The 26,036-nt window shown below is 52.1% G+C and carries 25 protein-coding genes and 4 tRNA genes; 15 read left to right on the top strand and 14 right to left on the bottom strand.

All coding sequences use genetic code 11. From position 1 onward, the window contains the following. Positions 1 to 114 precede the first annotated feature (114 nt). The 5 genes from gutM to srlA are packed head-to-tail and all read right to left on the bottom strand — an operon-like array spanning position 115 to position 3,234. Complete coding sequence (gene gutM, locus OGV74_RS06405; RefSeq protein WP_086504475.1) at positions 115 to 474, bottom strand: transcriptional regulator GutM; 360 nt, start codon at positions 472 to 474, stop codon at positions 115 to 117. Positions 475 to 529: 55 nt separating this feature from the next. Then, entirely contained in the window at positions 530 to 1,309 is a 780-nt protein-coding gene (gene srlD, locus OGV74_RS06400) for a sorbitol-6-phosphate dehydrogenase (RefSeq protein WP_003037345.1), read from the bottom strand. A 17-nt stretch (positions 1,310 to 1,326) separates the two neighbouring features. Next, on the bottom strand, positions 1,327 to 1,689 hold the full coding sequence (srlB, locus tag OGV74_RS06395) for a PTS glucitol/sorbitol transporter subunit IIA (protein ID WP_003846051.1): 363 nt from the start codon (positions 1,687 to 1,689) through the stop codon (positions 1,327 to 1,329). A 13-nt stretch (positions 1,690 to 1,702) separates the two neighbouring features. After that, the gene (gene srlE / locus OGV74_RS06390; protein WP_003840246.1) at positions 1,703 to 2,674 is read right to left on the bottom strand and encodes a PTS glucitol/sorbitol transporter subunit IIB; all 972 of its coding nucleotides are present in this window, start codon (positions 2,672 to 2,674) and stop codon (positions 1,703 to 1,705) included. Next, the gene (srlA, locus tag OGV74_RS06385; protein ID WP_003037339.1) at positions 2,671 to 3,234 is read right to left on the bottom strand and encodes a PTS glucitol/sorbitol transporter subunit IIC; all 564 of its coding nucleotides are present in this window, start codon (positions 3,232 to 3,234) and stop codon (positions 2,671 to 2,673) included. Before srlA ends, srlE begins: the two co-directional genes overlap by 4 nt. Positions 3,235 to 3,499: 265 nt before the next feature. Here srlA and mltB point away from each other — a divergent pair, with 265 nt between their 5' ends. From mltB to OGV74_RS06310, 15 genes are all read left to right on the top strand, one after another. Then, complete coding sequence (mltB, locus tag OGV74_RS06380; RefSeq protein ID WP_003037336.1) at positions 3,500 to 4,579, top strand: lytic murein transglycosylase B; 1,080 nt, start codon at positions 3,500 to 3,502, stop codon at positions 4,577 to 4,579. 192 nt (positions 4,580 to 4,771) lie between these two features. After that, complete coding sequence (gene pncC / locus OGV74_RS06375) at positions 4,772 to 5,269, top strand: nicotinamide-nucleotide amidase (protein WP_048218485.1); 498 nt, start codon at positions 4,772 to 4,774, stop codon at positions 5,267 to 5,269. A gap of 92 nt (positions 5,270 to 5,361) precedes the next feature. After that, positions 5,362 to 6,426, top strand: coding sequence for a recombinase RecA (gene recA, locus OGV74_RS06370; protein ID WP_003037330.1), 1,065 nt, complete (start codon positions 5,362 to 5,364; stop codon positions 6,424 to 6,426). Positions 6,427 to 6,498: 72 nt separating this feature from the next. Beyond that, complete coding sequence (recX, locus tag OGV74_RS06365) at positions 6,499 to 6,999, top strand: recombination regulator RecX (protein ID WP_003037326.1); 501 nt, start codon at positions 6,499 to 6,501, stop codon at positions 6,997 to 6,999. A gap of 128 nt (positions 7,000 to 7,127) precedes the next feature. After that, complete coding sequence (gene alaS, locus OGV74_RS06360; RefSeq protein ID WP_003037323.1) at positions 7,128 to 9,755, top strand: alanine--tRNA ligase; 2,628 nt, start codon at positions 7,128 to 7,130, stop codon at positions 9,753 to 9,755. Between the two features lie 237 nt (positions 9,756 to 9,992). Beyond that, the gene (gene csrA, locus OGV74_RS06355; RefSeq protein WP_000906486.1) at positions 9,993 to 10,178 is read left to right on the top strand and encodes a carbon storage regulator CsrA; all 186 of its coding nucleotides are present in this window, start codon (positions 9,993 to 9,995) and stop codon (positions 10,176 to 10,178) included. A gap of 346 nt (positions 10,179 to 10,524) precedes the next feature. Continuing rightward, positions 10,525 to 10,617: transfer RNA gene (locus tag OGV74_RS06350), tRNA-Ser, on the top strand. Positions 10,618 to 10,620: 3 nt separating this feature from the next. Further along, a tRNA-Arg gene (locus OGV74_RS06345) sits at positions 10,621 to 10,697 on the top strand. Between the two features lie 90 nt (positions 10,698 to 10,787). Beyond that, positions 10,788 to 10,864: transfer RNA gene (locus OGV74_RS06340), tRNA-Arg, on the top strand. A 171-nt stretch (positions 10,865 to 11,035) separates the two neighbouring features. Then, positions 11,036 to 11,112, top strand: a tRNA-Arg gene (locus OGV74_RS06335). 247 nt (positions 11,113 to 11,359) lie between these two features. Then, a complete protein-coding gene (gene yqaB, locus OGV74_RS06330) occupies positions 11,360 to 11,926 on the top strand; it encodes a fructose-1-phosphate/6-phosphogluconate phosphatase (protein WP_003037319.1) in 567 nt (188 codons plus the stop codon). Further along, a complete protein-coding gene (locus OGV74_RS06325; RefSeq protein ID WP_003037317.1) occupies positions 11,923 to 12,351 on the top strand; it encodes a YqaA family protein in 429 nt (142 codons plus the stop codon). Before yqaB ends, OGV74_RS06325 begins: the two co-directional genes overlap by 4 nt. Before the next feature lie 77 nt (positions 12,352 to 12,428). After that, on the top strand, positions 12,429 to 13,985 hold the full coding sequence (gene gshA / locus OGV74_RS06320) for a glutamate--cysteine ligase (RefSeq protein ID WP_003037314.1): 1,557 nt from the start codon (positions 12,429 to 12,431) through the stop codon (positions 13,983 to 13,985). 149 nt (positions 13,986 to 14,134) lie between these two features. Further along, complete coding sequence (gene luxS, locus OGV74_RS06315) at positions 14,135 to 14,650, top strand: S-ribosylhomocysteine lyase (RefSeq protein ID WP_003037312.1); 516 nt, start codon at positions 14,135 to 14,137, stop codon at positions 14,648 to 14,650. A 346-nt stretch (positions 14,651 to 14,996) separates the two neighbouring features. Beyond that, positions 14,997 to 16,364 (top strand): carbohydrate porin, encoded by a 1,368-nt coding sequence (locus OGV74_RS06310; RefSeq protein ID WP_086504473.1) that lies wholly within the window; start codon positions 14,997 to 14,999, stop codon positions 16,362 to 16,364. A gap of 48 nt (positions 16,365 to 16,412) precedes the next feature. On the opposite strand, the gene emrB is transcribed toward OGV74_RS06310, so the two are convergent. The 9 genes from emrB to proV all read right to left on the bottom strand — a co-directional run bounded on the left by emrB (position 16,413) and on the right by proV (position 25,776). Continuing rightward, complete coding sequence (gene emrB / locus OGV74_RS06305) at positions 16,413 to 17,951, bottom strand: multidrug efflux MFS transporter permease subunit EmrB (RefSeq protein ID WP_086504472.1); 1,539 nt, start codon at positions 17,949 to 17,951, stop codon at positions 16,413 to 16,415. Positions 17,952 to 17,967: 16 nt separating this feature from the next. Further along, positions 17,968 to 19,140: a multidrug efflux MFS transporter periplasmic adaptor subunit EmrA gene (gene emrA / locus OGV74_RS06300; protein ID WP_003037303.1), complete on the bottom strand. Its 1,173-nt coding sequence runs from the start codon at positions 19,138 to 19,140 to the stop codon at positions 17,968 to 17,970. A gap of 130 nt (positions 19,141 to 19,270) precedes the next feature. After that, complete coding sequence (emrR, locus tag OGV74_RS06295) at positions 19,271 to 19,801, bottom strand: multidrug efflux transporter EmrAB transcriptional repressor EmrR (RefSeq protein ID WP_003037300.1); 531 nt, start codon at positions 19,799 to 19,801, stop codon at positions 19,271 to 19,273. Between the two features lie 90 nt (positions 19,802 to 19,891). Further along, entirely contained in the window at positions 19,892 to 20,227 is a 336-nt protein-coding gene (gene ygaH / locus OGV74_RS06290) for an L-valine transporter subunit YgaH (protein ID WP_003037297.1), read from the bottom strand. Further along, the gene (locus OGV74_RS06285; protein ID WP_003839672.1) at positions 20,217 to 20,954 is read right to left on the bottom strand and encodes an AzlC family ABC transporter permease; all 738 of its coding nucleotides are present in this window, start codon (positions 20,952 to 20,954) and stop codon (positions 20,217 to 20,219) included. The genes ygaH and OGV74_RS06285 overlap by 11 nt, the downstream gene beginning before the upstream one ends. A 122-nt stretch (positions 20,955 to 21,076) precedes the next feature. Next, entirely contained in the window at positions 21,077 to 22,261 is a 1,185-nt protein-coding gene (locus tag OGV74_RS06280; RefSeq protein ID WP_003839673.1) for an MFS transporter, read from the bottom strand. Between the two features lie 191 nt (positions 22,262 to 22,452). After that, on the bottom strand, positions 22,453 to 23,448 hold the full coding sequence (gene proX, locus OGV74_RS06275; RefSeq protein WP_003037288.1) for a glycine betaine/L-proline ABC transporter substrate-binding protein ProX: 996 nt from the start codon (positions 23,446 to 23,448) through the stop codon (positions 22,453 to 22,455). Positions 23,449 to 23,516: 68 nt separating this feature from the next. Continuing rightward, positions 23,517 to 24,581, bottom strand: coding sequence for a glycine betaine/L-proline ABC transporter permease ProW (gene proW, locus OGV74_RS06270; protein ID WP_003846040.1), 1,065 nt, complete (start codon positions 24,579 to 24,581; stop codon positions 23,517 to 23,519). Continuing rightward, on the bottom strand, positions 24,574 to 25,776 hold the full coding sequence (proV, locus tag OGV74_RS06265; RefSeq protein WP_003037282.1) for a glycine betaine/L-proline ABC transporter ATP-binding protein ProV: 1,203 nt from the start codon (positions 25,774 to 25,776) through the stop codon (positions 24,574 to 24,576). The genes proW and proV overlap by 8 nt, the downstream gene beginning before the upstream one ends. Between the last annotated feature and the right edge of the window lie 260 nt (positions 25,777 to 26,036).

Below are 26,036 nucleotides of genomic sequence, written 5' to 3'. Positions count from 1 at the left end.
TATTTACCCGTCATACTTCAAGCTGCATGTGCGTTGGTCTTCCTGCAACTCGAATTATTTGGGGTATAGGTTGCAAAATGATAATTTCGCAAGCTATTAGCATTCACAACGAAATTACCCATGTTTCAGTTTAAGCGCCAATGATAGTGCATTCTGCGCTAACGGATCATGGGGAAAGATCACATCAGGCTGTAAATCATCAATATGTTTGCCGGTTATCGTGGCAATTTTGCCGGGTCTGGCGAATACTGTAAGACCTTTCATAAATAACGTGTCGGTCACCCGCTGCTGCTCATTCAACGCGATGACCACTACCACGCGTGGTTTAAAACGCCCACCGGAGCGACCAACACCAACCCGACCCTGTTGGCAAAGCCTATCAAACGCCCGGTTAAAGCGGGATATTTGCCAGCCACCAAGCGCCAGTTGCAGACACCAGGCGATAGCGGCGACGGTAATCAGTGCGGAAACCATTATCTACTCCTTTGATTTTGCCGGATAAGCGCAGACGCCATCCGGCAATTCAACATTAAAACATCACCTGACCGCCGGTGACGTTGATGGACTGCCCGGTGCAGTAAGAGGCTTTCGGACTGGCGTAAAACAGCAGCATGTTTAGCACGTCCTGATAATCGCAGCCGCGCTTAAGCGGAACCTTATCAATGTAGTACTGCTCAACTTCATCTGGCTTAAGGCCAAGTTTGGTTGCATATTGCGGTAATAACGACTGGAACATCGGTGATTTCAACAGATTGCCGAGCATCAGTGAATGCACGGTAATGCCGTATTCCGCCAGATCCAGCGCCAGTGACTGGGTTAAGCCCACGCCGCCAAATTTTGCCGCACTGTAGCCTGAATTGTGTTTGCTGCCCACTTTCCCTGATTTGGAGTTGATCTGGATAATGCGTCCCTGCACGCCATCGCGGATCATCAGGCGTGAGAATTCACGTGCACAGAGAAAGTAGCCAACCAGATTGACCTGCAGCGAGCGGTCGAAATCCCCAAGCTGAAAGTCGCTGATAAACGCGGCTTTAGCGATACCCGCGCTGTAAACCAGCAGATCAACACGACCGAATATTTCATCCACTCCGCGCGACAGCGCCAGCACGCTCTGTTCGCTGGTGGCATCTGCGCCAAAACCGTAGGCTGTACCTTCGCCAAACTCGGCGTTAATTTCCTGCGCCACGTTGGCGGCTTTATCGCTTTGAATATCCACCACCGCGACGCGGTATCCTTCTGTCGCAAGCCCACGGCAAAGGAATGCCCCAAGGGTCTGGCCTCCACCAATGACAACGGCAACCTGATTCATCTTTATCTCCTTCAATCTTAAGCAACAAACTTCAAAATACAGCCCGGCGCAATACCGTCCGGTACGGGACCTGCAACGTGTACGGTACCGGGGAATTCCGCTTCACTCAGTCCGTCAAAGCGCAGAGTGATATGCCCGAGTTCACGTAAGTTTTGTTCCGCCACGCTGCCAACGGCGGTGACCGGGTAGTGATGCTGGCCTAGTTCAAACTGGATCCCAGCTTGCAACGAACCGTTCAGCTCGCCGTGGCAATGGATGAAGCAAAACTCCTCGATATCCGCGGGCGCGCCTTCACGAAAGGTAATCAGCATCTGGTCGCACAATGCATCCGGGGCGCTCTGGCCGATACGGGTGATGGTGGTTTGATAAATCACGGTCATTTTTGAGTGCCTCTTATTGGTAAATAAAGCCGGAAACAAACCAGGCGATGAGAACGGTTGGCGCGCCGGTCAGAAAGCGGCTCACCAGAACAGATGGCACGCCGACGCGGACCGTGTCCTGACGCGCTTCGGCAAGCGACAGCCCGACAGGAATAAAGTCACATGCGGCCTGGGCGTTAATGGCGAACAGGGCTGGTAGCGCCAGATGTGGGGGAATATTCCCCAAACCAATCTGTACACCGATTAGCACGCCGATAACCTGGGCGATAACCGCACCGGGGCCGAGGAAAGGCGACAGCAGTGGGAAAGAGCAGATAAGTGCCAGAGTGACCAATCCCAGCGGATGGCTGGCCAGTGGTGCAAGTCCATGGGCAATCCAGTCCCCCAGACCCGAAGCCATAATGATGCCGATCAGTGCTGAGACGAACGCCATAAATGGCAAAATAGTTTTCAGGACGGTATCGATGGTGTCGCGCCCGGCCTGGAACAGAACCGCAACGGCTGAACCCATGCCCATCCCCACTTTTGCCAACAGACCATCACTTTGCTCGGTAATTTTCTTGCTGGTGTCGTAATCGCGTCCCATGCTGCTGCTTGCGGGCGTTGGCGTGGCGGACGCTTCGCCGACAACAGTAATATTTTCCTCTTTTACGCCAGAGACATAGATATCTTCGACAATGTACTGAGCCAGTGGGCCGGATTTACCCGTAGCGTGAATATTCACCGTCGGTATACGGCGTTTAGGGTAGATCCCACAGCGCAGCGTGCCGCCGCAGTCGATGATCGCCACACCAATTTCGCTCTCCGGCGGCTCGCCCTCTTTGAAGCCATCAACGGCCTGCCAGCCGGTCAGGCTTGCTATCCTGTCGACGATCGCGGGGCGAGTTCCTGCGGTGATATAGACAATTTTCTTGCCCGGAACGGCATCCAGTTCAAGCGGGCCACCCCAGCCGCCGGTGCCTTTTTCAATACGAATACGTGTCATGATGTTGCTCCCGCCAGATGTACCTTCTGCTCAAGTTGAATGCCCATTTTTTTCTCGAAGATAGTGGTGGTGAAATCGGTCACCCAGCCACGGAAGAAGTTGGTCACCAGACCGACCAGTAAATAGCTCACCGCCAGTGGGCCAAGCGGAAGCCCCAGCGTGGTCAGTCCGCTGGCGATCCCCAGATAGACAAACAGTTCGCCGGGGTTGATGTGCGGGAATAAGCCGTTCATGGAATGGCAACTGTAAGACGCGGCGGCGTAGTAACTGGGCTTGTATTTTTCTGGCATAAAGCGACCCAGACTCAGCGTCATTGGGTTACAAAATACAAATGTGCCGATGCACGGCAGTAGCAAATAGCGGGACAGCGGGTTTCCGGCGCAACGCTGGGCAAAACGTTCAATGCGCTGCTGACCGATAAAGTTAATCAGCGCATTCATGATGACCAGCAGACTGATCAGCAGGGGCAGAATACCGGTCACCATGCCGGTAAACACTTCTCCGCCTTTCTGGAACAGCCCGATAAACCACTCAGCACCGAGTGTGATGGTGTCGATCATTATTCTCTCCTGTAGGGATTTTTAGTTATCTTGCCAAACGGTGGCTGATTTTAATCAGATTGAAAGATATAAAAGTGTTATTTTGATCTCAAGATAAAAGATAAATATTTTAATTTGAAAGTTTTTGCGTGAAAGCTCGCAAATGTGATGGTCAGAGATGAAAGGGGATGTAAATTCTGTGAAGGAGAGCGACTACCGCTTCCTTGTATGGCGGAGGATGCTTTACCATACTTCTCCCAGGCTGAATTTGTTTAATGGATGTCTCATGTTCAAGCGTCGTTATGTAGCGTTACTCCCCCTTTTCGTACTGCTCGCTGCCTGTAGCAGCAAACCTAAACCTTCAGAGACTCAAACGACTACGGGTGCGCCATCCGGCGGCTTCCTGCTTGAGCCACAGCACAACGTCATGCAAACGGGCGGCGATTTTGCCAATAATCCGAACGCGCAGCAGTTCATCGAGAAAATGGTGAACAAGCACGGCTTTGACCGCCAGCAGCTGCAGGAGATCCTGTCGCAGGCCAAGCGTCTGGACTCGGTATTGCGTTTGATGGACCGCCAGGCACCGACGACTCAACCGCCAGCCGGACCTAACGGCGCATGGCTGCGCTATCGCAAACAGTTCATCACACCTGACAACGTGCAAAACGGCGTGGCTTTCTGGAATCAATATGAAGATGCGCTGAACCGTGCGTGGCAGGTCTACGGAGTTCCGCCGGAAATTATTGTCGGTATTATTGGTGTAGAGACTCGCTGGGGCCGCGTGATGGGTAAAACGCGGATTCTGGATGCGCTGGCGACGTTGTCGTTTAACTATCCTCGTCGTGCGGAATACTTCTCTGGTGAACTGGAAACCTTCCTGCTGATGGCGCGAGATGAAAGCGACGATCCGCTCGATTTGAAAGGTTCTTTCGCGGGGGCAATGGGATACGGCCAGTTTATGCCGTCTTCCTATAAACAATATGCCGTTGATTTCAATGGCGATGGACACATTAACCTGTGGGATCCGGTTGATGCCATCGGTAGTGTGGCGAACTACTTCAAGGGCCACGGCTGGGTGAAAGGCGATACGGTCGCGGTTCCGGCAAATGGTCAGGCACCTGGGCTTGCGAACGGCTTTAAAACCCAGTACAGCATTTCTCAGCTTGCTGCCGCGGGTCTGACGCCGCAGCAGTCGTTGGGGAATCATCAGCAGGCCAGCCTGCTGCGCCTGGATATTGGCACGGGTTATCAGTACTGGTACGGACTGCCGAACTTCTACACGATTACCCGCTATAACCACAGCACGCATTACGCGATGGCAGTCTGGCAGTTAGGTCAGGCGGTGGCGCTGGCGCGCGTACAGTAATCGCTCCACCGGCCTACCGGAAGATATCTCTGGTAGGCCGGATAAGATGTCCTGGCATCGCCATCCGGCAGGTCTTATTTGTGCAACGGAGCAATTTTTGGAATCCCCCTCGTAAAACGTTCTCCCCATCCCCACATTGGTCATGAAAGTGCTATCTTGTCCGGCATATTTTTTTAACTGACAGAGGCTGAAATGACCGACAGTGAACTGATGCAGTTAAGCGAGCAGGTTGGCCTGGCGCTGAAAGCGCGCGGGGCAACCATGACGACGGCGGAATCCTGCACCGGCGGCTGGGTAGCCAAAGCGATTACGGATATTGCCGGAAGCTCCGCCTGGTTTGAACGTGGGTTTGTGACCTACAGCAATGAAGCCAAAGCGCAGATGATTGGCGTGCGCGAAGAGACGCTGGCCCAGCATGGCGCGGTGAGTGAGCCTGTGGTGGTGGAGATGGCGATAGGCGCGTTAAAAGCCGCCCGCGCGCATTTCGCTGTTTCGATAAGCGGTATTGCGGGGCCGGATGGCGGTAGTGAAGAAAAACCCGTGGGAACGGTATGGTTTGCCTTTGCCAGCGCGAGCGGCGAGGGGATTACCCGCCGGGAATGCTTTAGCGGCGATCGCGATGCGGTCCGTCGACAGGCGACCGCCTACGCGTTACAAACCCTGTGGCAACAATTTCTACAAAATACTTGATACTGTATGAGTATACAGTATAATTGCCTCAACAGAACATTATCTATCACGTTTCGCGGTTTAACCCGAAAGCGGCATGACAGGAGTAATTAATGGCTATCGACGAAAACAAACAGAAAGCGTTGGCGGCAGCGCTGGGTCAGATCGAAAAGCAATTCGGTAAAGGCTCCATCATGCGCCTGGGTGAAGACCGTTCCATGGATGTGGAAACTATCTCCACCGGTTCGCTTTCTCTGGATATCGCATTGGGCGCGGGCGGTTTGCCAATGGGCCGTATCGTCGAAATCTACGGGCCTGAATCCTCCGGTAAAACAACGCTGACCCTGCAGGTTATTGCCGCTGCGCAGCGTGAAGGTAAAACCTGTGCATTTATCGATGCAGAACACGCACTGGACCCGGTCTATGCCCGTAAGCTTGGCGTTGATATTGATAACCTGCTGTGTTCTCAGCCGGATACCGGTGAGCAAGCGCTGGAAATCTGTGATGCGCTGGCGCGCTCCGGTGCGGTTGACGTTATCGTTGTCGACTCCGTTGCCGCATTGACGCCGAAGGCTGAAATCGAAGGCGAGATTGGCGACTCTCACATGGGCCTTGCGGCGCGTATGATGAGCCAGGCGATGCGTAAGCTGGCCGGTAACCTGAAGCAGTCCAACACGCTGCTGATTTTCATCAACCAGATCCGTATGAAGATTGGCGTTATGTTCGGTAACCCGGAAACCACCACCGGTGGTAACGCCCTGAAATTCTATGCGTCTGTTCGTCTGGATATCCGTCGTATTGGTGCGGTGAAAGAAGGTGACAACGTGGTCGGCAGCGAAACCCGCGTTAAGGTTGTGAAAAATAAAATTGCAGCGCCGTTCAAACAGGCTGAATTCCAGATCCTTTACGGTGAAGGCATCAACTTCTACGGCGAACTGGTTGACCTGGGCGTGAAAGAGAAGCTGATTGAAAAAGCTGGTGCATGGTACAGCTACAACGGTGAGAAAATCGGTCAGGGTAAAGCGAATGCGACCAACTGGCTGAAAGAAAACCCGGCAACTGCGAAAGAAATTGAGAAGAAATTACGTGAGCTACTGCTCAATAACCAGGATTCAACGCCTGATTTCTCCGTTGATGACAGCGGCGAAGACGTAAAAGAAACGAACGAAGATTTCTGATAATCTGTTTTGAATCGCATATAGTAAAGGGCTGCATATCATGCAGCCCTTTTTCATTTCTGAAGGTTTACTATGACAGAAGCAACTTCCCGCCGTTCCGCTTATTCCCGACTGCTTGACCGCGCCGTACGTATTCTGGCGATGCGCGATCACAGCGAGCAGGAACTGCGGCGCAAGCTGGCCGCTCCGGTGATGGGGAAAAATGGACCAGAAGAAATTGATGCCACGCCGGAGGATTACGACAAGGTCATCGCCTGGTGTATTGAAAGTCGTTATCTGGATGATGATCGCTTCGTGCAACAGTTTATCGCCAGCCGTAGCCGCAAAGGTTATGGACCTGCCCGGGTGCGCCAGGAATTAAACCAAAAAGGGATCACGCGTGAAGCTATCGAGCGGGCCATGCGTGAGTGCGAAATTGACTGGGCAGTGCTTGCGCGTGAGCAGGCCATTCGGAAGTACGGTGAACCTTTACCTGTCGATTTTTCAGATAAGGTAAAGGTCCAGCGTTTTTTGCTCTATCGCGGCTATCTGATGGAAGATATTCAGGCAATATGGCGAAATTTTGACGATTGACCGCATACGGGATTTTACTTCCCAGTAAAGAAAACTTATCTTATTCCCACTTTTCGATTGCCAGAGGCGCAGTTTGCTTGCCGATGCTGGTAATGACATTTCGTTAGCTTGATTTCTTCAGGATAATTATGAGCAAGAGCACCGCTGAGATCCGTCAGGCGTTTCTCGATTTTTTCCATAGTAAAGGACACCAGGTAGTTGCCAGCAGCTCCCTGGTACCGAACAATGACCCTACTTTGTTGTTTACCAACGCCGGGATGAACCAGTTCAAGGATGTTTTCCTTGGCCTCGACAAGCGTAATTATTCCCGCGCAACCACCTCGCAGCGTTGTGTACGTGCGGGTGGTAAGCACAATGACCTGGAAAACGTCGGTTACACTGCACGTCACCACACTTTCTTCGAAATGCTGGGCAACTTCAGCTTCGGCGATTACTTCAAACACGATGCTATTCAATATGCATGGGAACTACTGACCGGTGAAAACTGGTTTGCCCTGCCAAAAGAGCGTCTGTGGGTCACCGTCTATGAAACTGACGATGAAGCCTATGAAATCTGGGAAAAAGAAGTCGGTATTCCGCGCGAACGTATCATCCGCATCGGTGATAACAAAGGTGCGGCTTATGCTTCCGACAACTTCTGGCAGATGGGTGATACCGGTCCTTGCGGTCCATGCACCGAAATTTTCTACGACCACGGCGACCATATCTGGGGTGGGCCTCCGGGAAGCGCAGAAGAAGATGGCGATCGCTACATTGAGATTTGGAACATCGTCTTCATGCAGTTCAACCGTCAGGCTGACGGCACCATGGAACCGCTGCCGAAACCGTCCGTGGATACCGGTATGGGTCTGGAGCGTATTGCGGCCGTGCTGCAACACGTTAACTCCAACTATGAAATCGACCTGTTCCGTTCACTGATTGAGTCCGTGGCGAAAGTCACCGGCGCGACCGATCTGAGCAACAAGTCGCTGCGCGTTATCGCCGACCATATCCGTTCCTGTGCGTTCCTGATTGCTGATGGCGTTGTGCCGTCGAATGAAAACCGTGGCTATGTGTTGCGCCGTATCATTCGTCGCGCGGTACGTCATGGCAACATGCTGGGCGCGAAGGATACCTTCTTCTACAAGCTGGTTGGTCCGTTGGTGGACGTCATGGGCTCTGCAGGTGAAGAACTGAAGCGTCAGCAGGCTATGGTTGAGCAGGTTCTGAAAACCGAAGAAGAGCAGTTTGCACGTACTCTGGAGCGTGGTCTGGCGCTGCTGGATGAAGAACTGGCAAAACTGTCTGGCGATACGCTGGACGGCGAAACCGCATTCCGTCTGTATGACACTTACGGTTTCCCGGTTGACCTGACGGCAGACGTTTGCCGCGAGCGTAACATCAAGGTTGATGAAGCTGGCTTTGAAGCTGCAATGGAAGAACAGCGCCGTCGCGCACGTGAAGCCAGCGGTTTTGGCGCAGACTACAATGCAATGATTCGTGTTGATGGCGCCTCTGAATTTAAAGGCTACGAGCACCTGGAACTGAACGGCAAAGTCACCGCGCTGTTTGTTGATGGTAAAGCGGTAGACGCAATTAACGCAGGTCAGGACGCTGTTGTCGTACTGGATCAGACGCCGTTCTATGCGGAGTCTGGTGGTCAGGTTGGCGATAAGGGTGAACTGAAAGGCGCAGGTTTTGCGTTTGCCGTTAGCGACACACAGAAATATGGCCAGGCCATTGGTCACATTGGCAAGCTGTCTGCGGGTTCTCTGAAAATTGGTGATGCAGTACAGGCTGATGTGGATGAAGCACGTCGTGCGCGTATTCGCCTGAACCACTCCGCAACGCATCTGATGCACGCGGCGCTGCGCCAGGTTCTGGGCACACATGTGGCACAGAAAGGCTCGCTGGTTAACGATAAACTACTGCGCTTCGACTTCTCTCATACCGAAGCGATGAAGCCTGCTGAAATCCGTGCTGTTGAAGATCTGGTGAATGCGCAAATCCGTCGCAACTTGCCGATTGAAACGAACATCATGGATCTCGAAGCGGCAAAAGCCAAAGGCGCAATGGCGCTGTTTGGCGAGAAATATGACGACCATGTGCGCGTTCTGAGCATGGGTGATTTCTCTACCGAACTGTGTGGCGGTACTCACGCCAGCCGTACGGGTGATATCGGTCTGTTCCGCATAGTGTCCGAGTCAGGTACTGCGGCAGGCGTTCGTCGTATCGAAGCGGTAACCGGTGAAGGCGCTATACAAACCGTGCATGCTGAGAGCGATCGCTTAAGCGATGTTGCGCAGCTGCTGAAAGGCGATAGCCAGAATATCGCTGACAAAGTTCGTTCCGTGCTGGAGCGTACACGTCAACTGGAAAAAGAATTGCAGCAATTGAAGGAACAGGCTGCGGCGCAGGAGAGTGCAAATCTTTCCAGCAAAGCGGTTGATATCAACGGTGTGAAGCTGCTGGTCAGTGAACTCGCGGACGTTGAGCCGAAAATGTTGCGTACCATGGTTGATGATCTGAAAAATCAACTGGGGTCTACCGTTATCGTTCTGGCAACGGTAGTGGAAGGTAAGGTTTCTCTGATTGCGGGTGTGTCTAAGGACGTGACAGATCGCGTGAAAGCAGGGGAACTGGTTGGAATGGTCGCTCAGCAGGTCGGCGGTAAGGGTGGCGGTCGTCCGGACATGGCGCAAGCCGGTGGTACGGATGCAGCGGCTCTGCCTGCAGCGTTAGCCAGTGTGAAAGGCTGGGTCAGCGCAAAACTGTAATAACTATAAGCGTCAGCGCATGCCGAAACCCTAAGTTACGGCATGCGAATCAACGCTATCGACAATGATAAAGTCAGGTTGAAGTTGTGTATATCGGCTAAACTTAGGTTTAACAGAATGTGATGCCGTGACTGCTTACACTTAGGTGTTTGTCATCGCTTACTTTTTGGCGTTATATGATGGATAATGCCGGGATACAGAGAGACCCGACTCTTTTAATCTTTCAAGGAGCAAAGAATGCTGATTCTGACTCGTCGAGTTGGTGAGACCCTCATGATAGGCGATGAGGTCACCGTGACAGTTTTAGGGGTGAAGGGCAACCAGGTGCGCATTGGCGTAAACGCCCCGAAAGAAGTTTCTGTCCATCGTGAAGAGATCTACCAGCGTATCCAGGCTGAAAAATCCCAGCAGTCCAGTTACTAAGGTTTTCGCGTCTCACCTTTCTGGTGAGGCGCAACCTGATTGAGTCACCCTTTTTCTTTTCTTTTCTTCTCTTTTCTTCTTCGTCCTCCCCATTTTTTCGATTCTACTGGGCGTAATGCCTTTCCCGACGAAGTTTCCGTTTGTTCACTGCTTCAGGAAATTGCCAATTTATCTGTTGATAAAACACTCTTTTTGCCGTTTTTGCAGACTAATTGCGCGTGAAATGTGCAAACGATAAAAGCTCTGGAAAAATTGTTTGACTTATAAGTCCCAGAAAGTAATATGTGCGCCACGCAGCGACGATGAGCAGAAACAAGTTCTTCGAAGCACTCGCAAGAGGCGTGTTGGTGAGGTGGCCGAGAGGCTGAAGGCGCTCCCCTGCTAAGGGAGTATGCGGTCAAAAGCTGCATCCGGGGTTCGAATCCCCGCCTCACCGCCATTTGCATCCGTAGCTCAGCTGGATAGAGTACTCGGCTACGAACCGAGCGGTCGGAGGTTCGAATCCTCCCGGATGCACCATCTTCTCTGCAATAACGCATTAGCGTTGTTACGGAAATCGATATCACTTTAGTAGCGATATCAAATCTGCAGTAAGTAAGTTTTCCTGATGCATCCGTAGCTCAGCTGGATAGAGTACTCGGCTACGAACCGAGCGGTCGGAGGTTCGAATCCTCCCGGATGCACCATCTTCTCCGAGATAGCAGCAAAACTGTTGTTTCATGGTCTGCGAGATAATCGCCAGTACCAGGGAGAATAACGTTGCTTCAGCAACGGCCCGCAGGGCGAGGCGCAGCCGAGTAATCCTCCCGGATGCACCATCTTCTTTGCAGTATCAGTAGTAATCAGCAATTCCCGATGCATCCGTAGCTCAGCTGGATAGAGTACTCGGCTACGAACCGAGCGGTCGGAGGTTCGAATCCTCCCGGATGCACCATCTTCTCCGAGATAGCAGCAAAACTGTTGTTTCATGGTCTGCGAGATAATCGCGAGCACCAGGAAGGATAACGTTGCTCCAGCAACGGCCCGCAGGGCGAACGCTAGTGAGTCATCCTCCCGGATGCACCATCTCCCCCTTTAAATTATTTCCACATACTCTCTGAACACCCCTCAATTCGCTGTCAGCGACAAAATCAATCAATTACGATAAAATAACGTCTGGTCATTCGGCTTGTGAGAAGACGATGTACGAACGTTATGCGGGTTTGATTTTTGATATGGATGGCACCATCCTGGATACTGAGCCAACGCACCGTAAGGCGTGGCATGAGGTATTGGGGCATTATGGGCTGCGGTTTGATGAACAAGCCATGGTCGCCCTCAACGGCTCCCCAACGTGGCGTATTGCCCAGTCGGTAATTGAATTGAATCATGCCGATCTTGACCCCCATGCCTTAGCGCGCGAGAAAACTGACAAGGTGAAAAGCATGTTGCTGGATAGCGTCCAGCCTCTACCGTTGGTTGACGTCGTGAAAGCCTGGTATGGTCGCCGGCCTATGGCGGTAGGAACGGGGAGTGAAAGCGCAATTGCAGAAGCGCTGCTCGCTCACCTTGGACTGCGTCGCTATTTTGATGCTGTCGTCGCAGCCGATCACGTACAACGCCACAAACCTGCTCCTGATACGTTTTTGCTTTGTGCCGAACGTATGGGGGTTATTCCGGCTCGTTGCGTCGTGTTTGAAGATGCCGATTTTGGAATACAGGCGGCGCACGCTGCGGGAATGGACGCCGTGGATGTCCGGTTATTGTGAGTGATGGACTGTCGCTCCTGTCACTGTTTGCCAGCAGTTTTCTCAGCGCCACGCTATTACCCGGTAATTCTGAAGTCGTTTTAGTTGCTTTGCTGGTCTCCGGGATAAGTCATCCCTGGGTCTTAGTCTTAACAGCAACAATGGGTAATAGCCTTGGAGGGTTAACTAACGTTATCCTTGGGCGTTTCTTTCCTTTGCGTAAAACATCGCGCTGGCAAGAAAAAGCCACTGGCTGGCTGCAGCGCTATGGCGCTGTCACACTATTATTAAGCTGGATGCCGGTTGTAGGTGATTTATTGTGCCTGTTAGCCGGGTGGATGCGCATCTCGTGGGGTCCAGTTCTCTTTTTCTTATGCCTTGGCAAGGCGCTGCGCTATGTTGTTGTCGCAGCGGTTACGACGCAAGGCATTATGTGGTGGCACTAATTGTGTTGTGAGATAGCCTTCAGGGTAACCAATACCATTATGCTAATTAAAACGATTTTGACAGGCGGGAGGTCAATTTGATCCCGGACGTATCACAGGCGCTGGCCTGGCTGGAAAACCATCCTCAGGCGTTAAAGGGGATTCAACGTGGTCTGGAGCGCGAAACGCTGCGTGTTAATGCAGATGGGTCATTAGCAACGACAGGCCATCCTGAGGTGTTAGGCTCAGCGCTAACGCATAAATGGATAACTACTGACTTTGCCGAAGCGCTGCTGGAATTTATCACTCCGCCAGGCGATGACATTGAGAAAATGCTCACATTCATGCGCGACCTGCATCGTTATACCGCCAGAAACCTGGGCGACGAGCGTATGTGGCCGTTGAGCATGCCTTGCTATATTGCCGAAGGCCAGGATATCGAACTGGCGCAGTACGGCACGTCGAACACCGGTCGCCTGAAGACGCTGTACCGTGAAGGCCTTAAAAACCGTTACGGTGCGTTGATGCAGACAATCTCAGGCGTACACTACAACTTCTCGCTGCCAATGGCTTTCTGGCAGGCGAAGTGCGGCGTAACCGAAGGCGAAGATGCTAAAGAGAAGATCTCCGCGGGCTACTTCCGTCTGATCCGCAACTACTACCGTTTTGGTTGGGTGATCCCGTATCTGTTTGGCGCCTCTCCGGCCATTTGTTCCTCATTCCTGCAAGGAAAACCAACAACCCTGCCGTTTGAAAAAACCGACTGCGGGATGTACTACCTGCCGTACGCGACCTCGTTGCGTCTGAGTGATTTGGGCTATACCAATAAGTCGCAAAGCAATCTTGGAATTACGTTTAACGATTTGCATGAGTATGTGGCAGGATTAAAGCGCGCGATTAAGACTCCTTCCGAGGAGTACGCGGCGATCGGTCTGGAGAAAGACGGTAAGCGTCTGCAAATCAACAGCAACGTTCTGCAGATTGAAAATGAGCTGTATGCGCCTATCCGCCCGAAACGCGTTACTCGTCGTGGTGAAACACCATCTGATGCGCTTCTGCGTGGCGGTATCGAGTACATCGAAGTACGCTCGCTTGATATCAACCCGTTCTCACCGATCGGCGTGGACGAGCAGCAGGTGCGCTTCCTCGATCTGTTTATGGTCTGGTGTGCGCTGGCCGATGCCCCGGAAATGAGCAGCGATGAATTGCTGTGCACGCGTAAAAACTGGAATCGTGTGATTCTCGAAGGGCGTAAGCCTGGACTGACGTTAGGTATTGGCTGTGAAACAGCCCAGTTCCCGCTGCCTAAGGTTGGGAAAGATTTGTTCCGCGATCTTAAACGTGTGGCACAAACGCTGGACAGCATCGATGGGGGAGAGGAGTATCAGAAGGTCTGTGATGAACTGGTTGTCTGTTTTGACAATCCTGAACTGACTTTCTCTGCCCGGATCCTACGGTCTATGATTGATGAAGGCATTGGCGGCACGGGCAAAGCGCTGGGTGAGGCTTACCGAAATCTGCTGCGTGAAGAGCCATTAGAAATATTGCAGGAAGCTGAATTTATTGCTGAAACCGAGGCTTCGAAGCGTCGTCAGCAGGAGATAGAAGCGGCTGATACTGAGCCGTTTAGCGTGTGGCTGGAAAAGCACGCTTGATACAAAAGAAAAAGGCCACTCGGGAGTGGCCAAAATTTCATCTCTGAAAACAGGGATGATGATAACAAATGCGCGTCTTTCATATACTCAGACTCGCCCCGGAACAAAGAGTTCAGATTATTTTTAAAAAATTTATCGGAGGTGGCTAAATGCCGTTGTTAGATAGTTTTACTGTCGATCACACCCGGATGGAAGCTCCCGCAGTCCGGGTTGCAAAAACGATGAATACCCCGCATGGCGACGCAATCACCGTGTTTGATCTGCGTTTCTGCATTCCGAACAAAGAAGTCATGCCTGAGAAAGGTATCCATACGCTGGAGCACCTGTTTGCAGGTTTTATGCGTAACCACCTGAACGGTAATGGCGTTGAGATTATTGATATCTCTCCGATGGGATGCCGTACCGGCTTCTACATGAGCCTGATTGGTACGCCGGACGAGCAGCGTGTTGCCGATGCGTGGAAAGCGGCAATGGCGGACGTGCTGAAAGTACAGGATCAGAACCAGATCCCGGAGCTGAACGTTTACCAGTGCGGTACGTATCAGATGCACTCTCTTAGCGAAGCACAGGATATCGCGCGTCATATTCTGGAGCGGGATGTACGCGTGAACAGCAATGAAGAGCTGGCGCTGCCGAAAGAGAAATTGCAGGAACTGCATATTTAGTCTTATTGATTAACTGTTCCAGTATTTAAATTAACCCCGGTTTATGTCCGGGGTTTTTTATTTCGTAATATAATCTATATCTATTATATTTACGACAGGAATATAATTTCAGTTAATTAATGGGTGACCTGTTAAATAATAAAACGTGATCTGGCAAACAGAAAATAATGGATAATTAACGATGCCAGCCCACACCGATCACATAAATCAAAAATCATAAATAATTAATAGAAAAACATAATGGAATACGCCAGGTATCCAGGTAATAAAAAGACTCTTTTCATCGCTGGTGGATGGGGTTTTTATCAAATCTTATCTGGTATACATTAAACTTTAGGGATAAAAAATGAAGGTGAAATATTTAGCGCTTGTGGTCGGCGCTTGCTTTTCGCATAACCTTTGGGCAGCAAATACCGCTATTGAACAGCGTCTTGTCGAACTGGAGCAGCGCGTGATTAATGCCGAACAGCGAGCTGCAGATGCTGAATCGCAAATTCGCTCGCTGAGGCAGCAGCAGGTAGCTGCAGCGCCGACGGTGCAAGTACAGTCTGCTGAACCCTCCGCCTCTACGGAAAATCCACCCAAGTTAACGCTATCCGGTTTTAGCGATATCAAGTTCTATGGCGACGTTGAGTTTAATATGGATGCGGCAAGCCGCTCTGGTAGTCTGACATCAACCAGAACTTCGGCAAATAAAGATTGGGCGCCGGGAACGAATGAACGTTGGGATATCAACGGGCGTCTGCTATTAGGGTTTGATGGCTACCAACGACTGAACAACGGTAATTTCGCCGGATTCTCAGTTCAGCCGCTGGCAGACCTGACCGGAAAAATGAATCTCGATGATGCAGTGTTCTTTTTTGGCCAGGAAAAAGACTGGCAAATTAAGGTCGGACGTTTTGAAGCGTACGATATGTTCCCGCTGAATCAGGATACGTTTATTGAATATTCAGGTAATACGGCGAATGATCTTTACAGTGATGGCTATGGCTATATTTATATGATGAAAGAGGGGCGTGGACGTAGCGACAGCGGCGGTAATTTCCTGATCAGTAAAACCATCGATAACTGGTATTTTGAAGTGAATACATTGATGGAAAATGGCAGTACGCTCTATACCGAGAAGCAGTACCACGGGATGGACTTAACCAATGATAAAAACGTGGCTTACGTGCGCCCGGTGATCGCCTGGCAAAACGGGCGTTTCTCGACGGCAGTGGCGATAGAAAGTAACGTCGTTAACAACGCCTACGGCTATTATGAGAACGGGAAGTGGATCGATCAGTCCGATCGTACGGGGTATGGTTTTACCATGACCTGGGACGGACAAAAAACCGATGCGGAAGACGGCGCGGTGATTAACCTGAATACTGCTTATATGGACGCGACCGATGAGACCGATTTTACCGCTGGGGTGAACGCGTTGTGGCATCGATTCGAACTGGGCTATATCTATGCGCATAACAAAATCGAAGCCTTCAATGCTACCAATATCGATGCCGTTTGTGAGAACGATTGCTGGATCACCGATCCCGGCAATTATGACATTCACACTATTCATGCCTCATATTTATTCCCCAATGTGATGGATATGAAAAACTTTAATATCTATCTCGGTGCTTATGCCTCATGGGTTGAGGCCGATCCGAACAATGGCGACAACAGCGAAGATGCACGTTACGGCGGACGCCTGAGATTCAAATATTATTTCTGATGCTGGCCACAATAAAAAAGGGATCCGCAGATCCCTTTTATCAGATAGTTAATGCGCTCCACCGCCGCCGCCGCCCGCGCCGAAGGGCGGTTTAGCGAACCACACCAGACCAAGCAAAACCAGGAAGATCCCCGCCGACATCCAGAAGATTTCGTTGGCGGAAATAATCAGACCCTGATTAGTGATCTGCTGGGCTATCCACCCTGACGCCTGCTGGTGCGTCATCCCTAAATCCTGCAGCTTGTCGTACATTGCCTGAGCATTTGGGTTGTAGGGGTTAACGGATTCCGTCAATTGCGCATGGTGCAGCGACTCACGGTTAGTCCACATCGTTGTTGTAATCGATGTACCAATAGAGCCGGCTAGCGTTCGCGTAAAGTTAGACAAGCTCGATGCAGCCGCCAGACGCTCAGGCGGTAAACCGGACAGCGTAATGGTCGTCAGCGGCATAAAGAAGCAGGCTACTGCGAACCCCTGAATAAACTGCGGCCAGGCCGATGCGCCAAAGTCCATACCCGGCTCGAAAGTCCACGCACGCCAGTAGAAACAGACGGCGTACATAATAAAACTGAACGTCACCAGCCGACGCATATCCAGCTTGTGCGCGAAGCGGCCGATAATTGGCGACAGGATCACCGGAATAATCCCTACCGGCGCGGACGCCAGACCGGCCCAGGTTGCCGTATAGCCGTATACCTCCTGCAACAGCTGCGGCAGCAAGACGATGGCACCGAAGTAGAGCATATAGGCCAGGCTAATACACAGGCAGCCGATGGTAAAGTTACGCGATTTAAACAGCGAGAGATCGACAATGGGGTGCTCGTCGGTAAGTTCCCAGACGATCAGGAAGCTGATAGCAACCACGGCGACCACCGTCAGGATGATAATCTCCTGCGAGGCGAACCAGTCCAGCTCTTTGCCGCGGTCGAGCATAATCTGCAAACTGCCGATACCGATGACCAGCAGTGCCAGACCAATGGCGTCAATGCGCCGCTGCTCGGTTTTGGTTTCCCGACCGCGCAGGGTTTGCAGCGTCATCAATACCACCGAAGCCCCGATTGGCACGTTGATAAAAAATATCCAGCCCCAGTGATAGTTGTCGCTGATATAGCCCCCCAGAATAGGACCACATATCGGGGCAACAATCACCGTCATCGACCATAGCGCGAGGGCGATGGAACGCTTGGCGGGTGGATAGTTATTCAGCAACAGGCTCTGTGACAGCGGAATTAATGGACCGGCGACAATACCCTGGATTACGCGGAAGAAAATCAGCATGTTCAGGCTGGTGGACATCCCGCATGCCCATGACGCAATGACGAAGGCGATAGTTGACCACATAAAGAGTCTTACTTCGCCAAAGCGTTTTGCCAGCCAGCCGGTGATCGGAATAGAGATAGCGTTCGCTACCCCGAATGAGGTGATCACCCAGGTTCCCTGGCTCAATGAAGAGCCGAGGTTCCCGGCGATAGTGGGGATCGCCACGTTAGCAATGGTGGAGTCCAGCACCTGCATGAATGTCGCCAGGGACAGCGCGATCGTCATTATGACGAGCTGCGCGCCTTCCAGCGGTTTTTGCTGTTGCATCACACGCACCTTTGAATTAGCCCGCGTTGGCCCGCACGATCTCTTCGATCATCTTATTGACCGGAGCAAGGTCGATTTCACGTGCATTACTTTCTGATACCGGCGTGGTGCGGACCTGGCTTGCCAGAATTTGTCCGTCACGATTGGAAGTATCGACTGTAACCAGCGTAGACAAACCGATCCGCAGAGGATGCTGTGCCAGCTGCTGCGCATCCAGTTCGATACGCACCGGCAGACGCTGGACGACTTTGATCCAGTTCCCGGTCGCGTTTTGTGCTGGCAGCAAGGAGAAGGCGCTGCCCGTTCCCATATCGAGGCCGACAACTTTACCGGTATATTTCACGTCATCGCCATAAATATCGCTGACAACCGTCGCGGGTTGACCAATACGAATGTGGGCGAGCTGTGTTTCTTTGAAGTTGGCATCCACCCACAGGTTGGTGGCCGGAACAACCGCCATTAACGGCGTGGTTGGGCTAATCTGCGCACCAGGCTGTACGGCGCGGCGGGATACATAACCGGTCATTGGGCTGACAATTCTGGTACGTTCCAGCGCCAGCCAGGCATCGCGCACTTCGGTGGCGGCCTGTTGTACGGCGGGTTGATCTTCCAGCTTGCTGCCGAGAATCATTGCCTGGTTAGCATTATATTGTTGGATTGCGACATCAAGCTGAGCCTGAGCGCTGGCGACGGCATCACGCGCATGTTGCAGCTCTTCGCGGCCAATCAGGTTGGCGTTGCCCAGCGGGACTCGGCGATTAAAATCGCTTTGTGCCTGCGCCAGAGCTGTTTTCTGCACTTCAATGTTGGCCTGTAACTGCTTGCTGTTGATCATCAACTGGTGCGTCTGACGCACGCTGGAGGCCAGCGCAGTTTTGGCTTTTTCAAATGCCTGTTTGGCATCTGTCTGGTCGAGGGTGACCAGCACATCGCCTTGTTTTACAAAGTCAGTGTTATCAGCCCAGACTTTCGTCACGCTGCCTGATACCTGCGCCATGATTTGAACCTGGTTCCCTGCCACGTATGCATCGTCTGTATCTTCGTAATGACGCAGTACTAAAAACCAATAAATCCCATATGCCACGGCAATGATAATAAAGAGCAAGGTCAGAAGGAGAAGCAGACTTTTACGTTTGCCATTCTTCTTGACCGGTTGCTGCGGGGTTTGAGTCTCCGCATTTGCGCTCATGTTGTTCTCCACGATCTTCTTTTTATTCACATCGGCTGAGCCGACCTGTTTATCAGACAGGCCAGCAGTATGCGTGCTGGCCTGTCGGTTTTTTCATTTATAAATCTGGATTTCTGAGCGAGTCAACGCCTTAGCGCAGCGCTTCTAACACCGCGCCATCCTGCTCCATCTGATCAAGACGGGTCAGGAGTTTACGGGTAATTTGCTCAAGCTGATCTTTTTCGGTGGTGCTAAGAGACGACCAGAGCTGGTGCAGGCAATTATGCTGAGGCGGTAACACCTCTTGCAAAAATGCATGGCCTTTCTCGGTCAATTGCAGATGCAGACAGCGGCGATCGTTATCGCTTTCGCGACGTTCGATCCAGCCACGTTTTTCTAACTCATCCGCGATGCGGGTAGCGTTAGTACGTGACGAGCCAAGCGCACAACTCAGTTCAGAAGGCTGAATACTGTGGTTTTCCTGAGACTCCAGCGTAATCAACGCCATAAACAACGTCTCGTTAATCCCTTGAGCTTTCAGCATCTTATTGCGATTTTCCAGCAGCTTGCCCTGCATGTGCATGCATAGACGAGTCAGAAGCACTTCCTGATAAGGGAACTCTTCGTAGCGGCTGGCGCGAAATTTTAGCATTTGTTCAATGGGCGTAAACGAACTATCCATTTGGGTATAACCTCATTAATTTCAGCCGATATAGTAACGACGGTGACAAATAAAGTAAATGTATTATTAATTTAAAATGATTGTTTTTATCTATAAGACAACCAGCATTTTCCAGGCTAATCCATAGCCCAGAGCACTCAGTAACGTTGGAATGATGATGCTGCGGGTCTTATAGAAGCTTGCACCCAGTATGACAAACCCCACCAGAGTAGGCACGAACCGACGAGCGTCGTGCATCACTTCTGGCGCGGTAGACACCACCAGCAGGGCGCAAATTGATGTAATGCCAATAGTGTCGAGTAATATGCCCGTCGCGCCGCGCTTCGTCGGGCGAACATTGCCGACCCCAAGACGGAGCGGCAAATAGCGAAAACAGTAATTTACGCAGCCGACCAACAGGCCAAGTAGCAGAACTTCATAGCTCATCAGGACCTCCTTGCCAAAATGACTGGATGAGCGCCGTCAGGCATCCACAGACAATACCTGCAAGGATAGCGGCAGGGATGGAAAACAGCATGACGCCAGCCAGCGCCCCGGCCAGGGCCGCAGTCACGCAGAGCGCCTGTTTTCGTTGGAATGACGCGAGCAGGAAGCTCATAAACAGCGCCGGGAGCATGAAGCCCAGTGCCGCTTCAACCGCCGGGTAATCTTTGAGTAAACCACTGCCGGAAAACGCGCCGAGCACCGTACCAAACACCCAGGAGGCCCAGGAGCATAGCGCAATGCCGATCATCCAGTTTTCACTCCAGCGCCGGTTATCCCGTACCAGTTTCGCCGTTGCAGCGGCAAAGACTTCATCGGTAAGGCCAAAAGCCCACAGCGCGCTTTTGGGTTTACTCAGTCGCTGGGCGATCCGACTACGCAGGGAAGGGCCGTACAAAACATGACGGACATCCATGGCCATGACGGTCAGCGCGGCGACCCACAGCGAACTGCCTGCGGCGAGCATGGTGGTAATGACAAACTGGCTGGCTCCCGCATAGATAATGCAGGAGAAAAAGACGCTTTCAACCGGCGTAAAGCCAAGGCGAGTGGCATTGAGACCAAATGCAAAAGCGACCGGAATATAGCTGATAACTATTGGCAGGCTGTCTTTGAATCCTTCCGTTAACGTTGCCGAACTGGATTCAGACTGGGGTACAGGGCTTTCCATAGGGTTATAGGTTTCATTACCGAAATTAATATAACTTGGTTCAATGAGTTATAACCTTAGCAGACTGATGGGCTCCTTAACACCCTGTGGGGCCCAATCAGCGGTAAACATGCGTTATACGCTTAATTTACGGCTTCCTGACGGTGAAAACCTCGCCACCAGACCAACAGGTTGAGTATGGCAACGGTCGTACCTGCCAGACAAACGCCAGCCCACCCGGCATGCTGCCAGGCAGAGGCTGAAATCAGCGAACCTGCCGCTCCGCCAATAAAATAGCTGGTCATGTATCCGGCGGTCAGGCGATTACGCGCGTCAGGATGAATGCGATAGATAACCGTCTGGTTGGTGATGTGCACTCCCTGAACGGTGAGGTCCAACACCAGAATACCGATAATCAGCATGGGGACTGAAGCATGCCCAAACCAAATAGCAAGCCAGGAGAGCAGTAGTAATAGCAGCCCCATAGTTGTGGTCAGGTGGGATTTACCTTTATCGGCAAAACCGCCCGCCGGACGTGCGCCTAACGCCCCTGCGGCACCCGCCAGACCGAACAGACCAATCATTCCTTCCGAATAGTTAAACGGTGGCGCGGCGAGCAAAAATGCCATCGAGGTCCACAGAATACTGAAATTGGCAAAAGTCAGGCAGCCCAGCATCGCGCGGGTACGCAGCAATTTATCGTGAATAAACAGGCTGAATACGGAGCCTAACAGCTGCGGATAGTTGAGATGGGTATCGGATTTCATCTTCGGCAGGCCGCGCCACAGTGCAACCGCCATCAGCGCCATTAATACTGATGCGACCCAAAATACGGTGCGCCAGCCGCCAAGATTCGCCAGTAATCCCGCCACGGTGCGCGCCAGTAGAATACCTAGCAGCAGGCCGCTCATAATCGTCCCAACAACTTTACCGCGCTTGTCCGGTGTGGCAAGCGTTGCCGCCAGCGGAACCAAAATCTGTGCCACTACCGAGAACAGCCCGGTCAGGGCAGTACCGAGGATCAGCATACCCAGCGACTGGCTGCTGGCGGTGATCAGCATGCCACCAGCCGCTAACAGTGTCATGGAGACAATCAGCATCCGGCGTTCAAACATATCGCCGAGCGGCACTAAGAACAGCAGGCCGGCGGCGTAGCCGAGCTGGGCCGCGGTGACGATAAACCCTGCGGTACTGGCAGAGAGCGAAAAGTTGCGCGCGATGGTGTCGAGCAGCGGCTGCGCATAATAGTTACTGGCGACGGCGAGGCCGGTGGCGATAGACATTAACAGGATTAGCGAAGGGCTAAGTCCCTGAGTTGTTTTCGTCATGGTTTTCAACTGAATAATGGATTGCAGAAAACAATCATAACGGAAGTGATTAAATGTTGCTGATTTGTTGAGTGATGGATTGTGCGATTGGTGGAGGGTGGATAGGCCGGATAAGGCGCATCGCGCCACCATCCGGCATTGGTATGGTTATTGTGCCTGATGACGCTACGCTCATCAGGCCTGCGAGTGGGTTATTTCTGCGCGGCCAGCGCTTCGTTCACCCAGCCGTCAAACTGCTGCTGGTGGGCTTTGATCCAGCCGTCAACGTGACCCTGCACGTCGGCTTCAGACGCTTTCCCGTCGTGCATCATTGCGTTTTGCGCGTTGATATCCGCCAGCGGCAGCTTCATGATGGCAAACAGTTTCGCCGCAGCCGGGTTTTTCTCCGCCCAGGCTTTATTGGCGACAATATGCATCGTGTTCACCGGGAAGCCGTAGTTGGCGCCGTTTGGCAGCTTGGTATCAATATCTTTCTGCTCGCCAGGCAGGGAAGAGAACGGCACCTGCAGCCAGACCACATCTTTACCCGGCTTCATTACGTCGCTGACCCAGTACGGTGTCCAGGTGTAGTAAAGAATGGGTTTACCTTCTTTGAAGCGGGTAATGGTGTCAGCCATCATCGCTGCATAGTTACCGTGGCTGACTTCGACGGTTTTTTCCAAATCGAAAGCTTTGTTCTGGTGGTTGATTACTGCTTCACAACCCCAGCCCGGTGAACAGCCCATCATATCGGCTTTTCCGTCACCGTTGGTGTCAAAGATTTTGGCGATCTTCGGATCTTTTAACTGGGCGATATTGGTGATTTTGTACTGCTCAGCGGTTTTTTTGTCGATCAGATAACCCTGTGCGGCACCCGTAACGAATACCCCCTCGCGATAAAACTTTTTGTCTCCGCCCGCCGCGGCGTACATATCATCATGCAGCGGCTGCCAGTTCACGGCGGTAAAAGTTGCATCGCCAGAGGCAATGGAGGTATAGCCGACGTTGTAGTCAACTTCGCTGGTTTTGTTAACGGTGTAACCCAGTTTCTCCAGCGCACGGGCGACTAACTGCGTCTGGAAGGATTCTTCAGAGATAGTGCTCTGGATTGGCTGTACGGTAATGCCTTTGCCCGGCAGGTCGGCAGCGAAAGTGCTGGTGGAGACAAGGGTGGCAAACGCTGTGGCAATAATTGCTTTCTGTCGCATCGTTGTTCCTTAATTATTGGAGGGACGTGTAGGCCCGGTAAGCAATGCGCCACCGGGCAACGGGTGAATTACTTCGTGAAAGGGCGAGTGATAAGCCCAACGGGACCAGTGGTGTACCAGCGACGGTTGCCACGGCTACGCGAATCGCGACCAACGGCCTGCGTCAGGCGATCCAGAATGATAGCGAGGATCACAATCCCAACTCCGCCGACGGTGGCAAGCCCCATATCCAGACGACCAATTCCGCGCAGAACCATCTGACCCAGCCCGCCCACGGCAATCATCGACGCGATGACGACCATTGAGAGCGCCAGCATCAGCGTCTGGTTAACCCCGGCCATAATGGTGGGCATTGCCAGCGGGAGCTGCACTTTAAACAGCATCTGACGCGGGCTGGCACCAAACGAACGCGAGGCTTCAATCAGATCGGCTGGCACCTGGTTAATTCCCAGAATAGTCAGACGTACGATTGGCGGCAGGGCGAAGATAATCGTCACCACTACGCCCGGGACGTTACCAATACCGAACAACATGACAATAGGCACCAGATAGACAAACGCGGGTGTGGTTTGCATGGCGTCCAGCAGCGGGCGAACAATTTTTGCTGCCCGTGGACTGCGCGCCAACCAGATCCCCATCGGCAGACCGATCACCACGCAGAACAGCAACGCGGTCAACACCAGCGCCAGGGTTATCATGGCCTGCGACCACGCGCCGATGGCACCGATGGCAATCAAGGAAATCAGCGTAGCAACGCCCATCCCAACGCCGGAAATTTGCCAGGCAATCAGCGCGAACAGGATAATCGCCACCGGGGCTGGCATACCTAACAGCAGCTGTTGAAAACCGTTGAGAATGTAATCCACCGGGACACGAATGCCCTGGAAGACTGGACGGAAATGGGTAACGACCCAGTCGATCCCCTCTGTGACCCAGCTGTCCAGCGGGATCAGCGTTTTATGGAACGGATCCATAATATTGAAATGCTCTGGTGCCGGCGCGGGGGCGCTGGTCAGCCAGTCCGCGCCACCGCCATCAGTGGGCGCACCGGATGGCGTGCTCCAGGCATCGGCAGTTTGTGCGGCGCTGTCGGCCACTGGTGTGGTATCCCACGGATTAGTTTGATCAGCCATTGTTTACCCCCTCACGATCTAAAGCCTGTAACAGCATGCGTTTTGAAATGACGCCCACATACTGCTGTTCCTCATCAACAACCGGCACCGCGCACGGGGCCTGGCCGACATGAGAAAGCAACTCGCTGAGAGGAGTTTGTGCATCTACGGCTAACGGCTCATCGATCAATGCCGCTTCAATACCTTGCGCCTGACTTAACGCTGTTTTTAAGGAGTCGATTGAAACAACGCCAACGAATTTATTGCCGCGTTCGATCACGTAACCATATTCGCGATCTTTGTCCTGCAATAATTGCAGCGCCGAACGTGGGCCCACCCCGGGCGTTTTACGAATTAAACCTTCGGGGCTACGGCGTGAAATATCTTTCGCACTGAAGACCTGGCTAATATCAACGCCGCGGAAGAAGGTGCGTACATAATCATTGGCTGGATTATTCAGGATTTCATCCGGCGTGCCGACCTGGACCACTTCACCGTTTTGCATAATGGCAATTCTGTCGCCAATACGCATAGCTTCGTCGAGATCATGCGATATAAAGACCACGGTGCGTTGATGCTTCGCCTGTAGTTTTACCAGTTCATCCTGCATCTCAGTACGAATTAATGGATCGAGGGCTGAGAAGGCCTCATCCATTAATAAGATATCAGGGTTAATGGCTAATGCGCGGGCGAGGCCTACACGCTGGCGCATACCCCCGGAAAGTTCATCCGGGTATCCGTGAGCATAATTCTCCAGACCAACCTGACGTAGCGCATCTAACGCTTTTTCACGACGTTCATCCGCACCAACACCGGCTAATTCCATGCCGAATGCCGTATTGTCCAGCACCGTCATGTGCGGCATCAGGGCAAAGGACTGGAACACCATCGCAATCTTTTTTCTGCGCACCTCGCGAAGCTCAGCATCGGATATCCGGGCGATGTCTACGCCGTCAATCAATACCTGCCCGCGGGTGGGTTCAATCAGGCGATTGAGAAGGCGTACCATTGTGGATTTACCCGAACCGGATAATCCCATGATGACAAATATCTCGCCTTCTTCAATGGCCAGACTGGCGTTCTTAACGCCAAGCGATAGCCCCGTTTTATCCAGAATCTGCTCTTTTGAAAGTCCTTTTTCAATATATTTGAAGGCTCTCTGGGGATGCTCTCCAAATATCTTATAGAGATTTTTAACTTCTAATTTAATTGCCATGCAATAGAATGATTCCTGTTATTTGTTTATATCGATATATTACCTGATGGAAATAGTGACCTTTTTCTACCCTAACATACTGAGAATCTGAGACAACCCTGAATTTGGTTGTGGCATGAATATTGCCAAAGGCCAGGTGGCGGGACTTCCCATGATATAAGGGCTGAGCGCGAATGTGAGCGGCTTAATATTTTTTGTAAATGGCAATGAAAAATCGCCTGAATTGCTGGAATGCAGGCGAATAATGCGGCTGATATTGA

Source organism: Citrobacter sp. Cf116 (genome assembly GCF_030336505.1).
Classification (GTDB): domain Bacteria; phylum Pseudomonadota; class Gammaproteobacteria; order Enterobacterales; family Enterobacteriaceae; genus Citrobacter; species Citrobacter freundii.
Note: the sequence above shows the minus strand (reverse complement) of the source record. Positions and strands in the feature narration are given on the sequence as shown.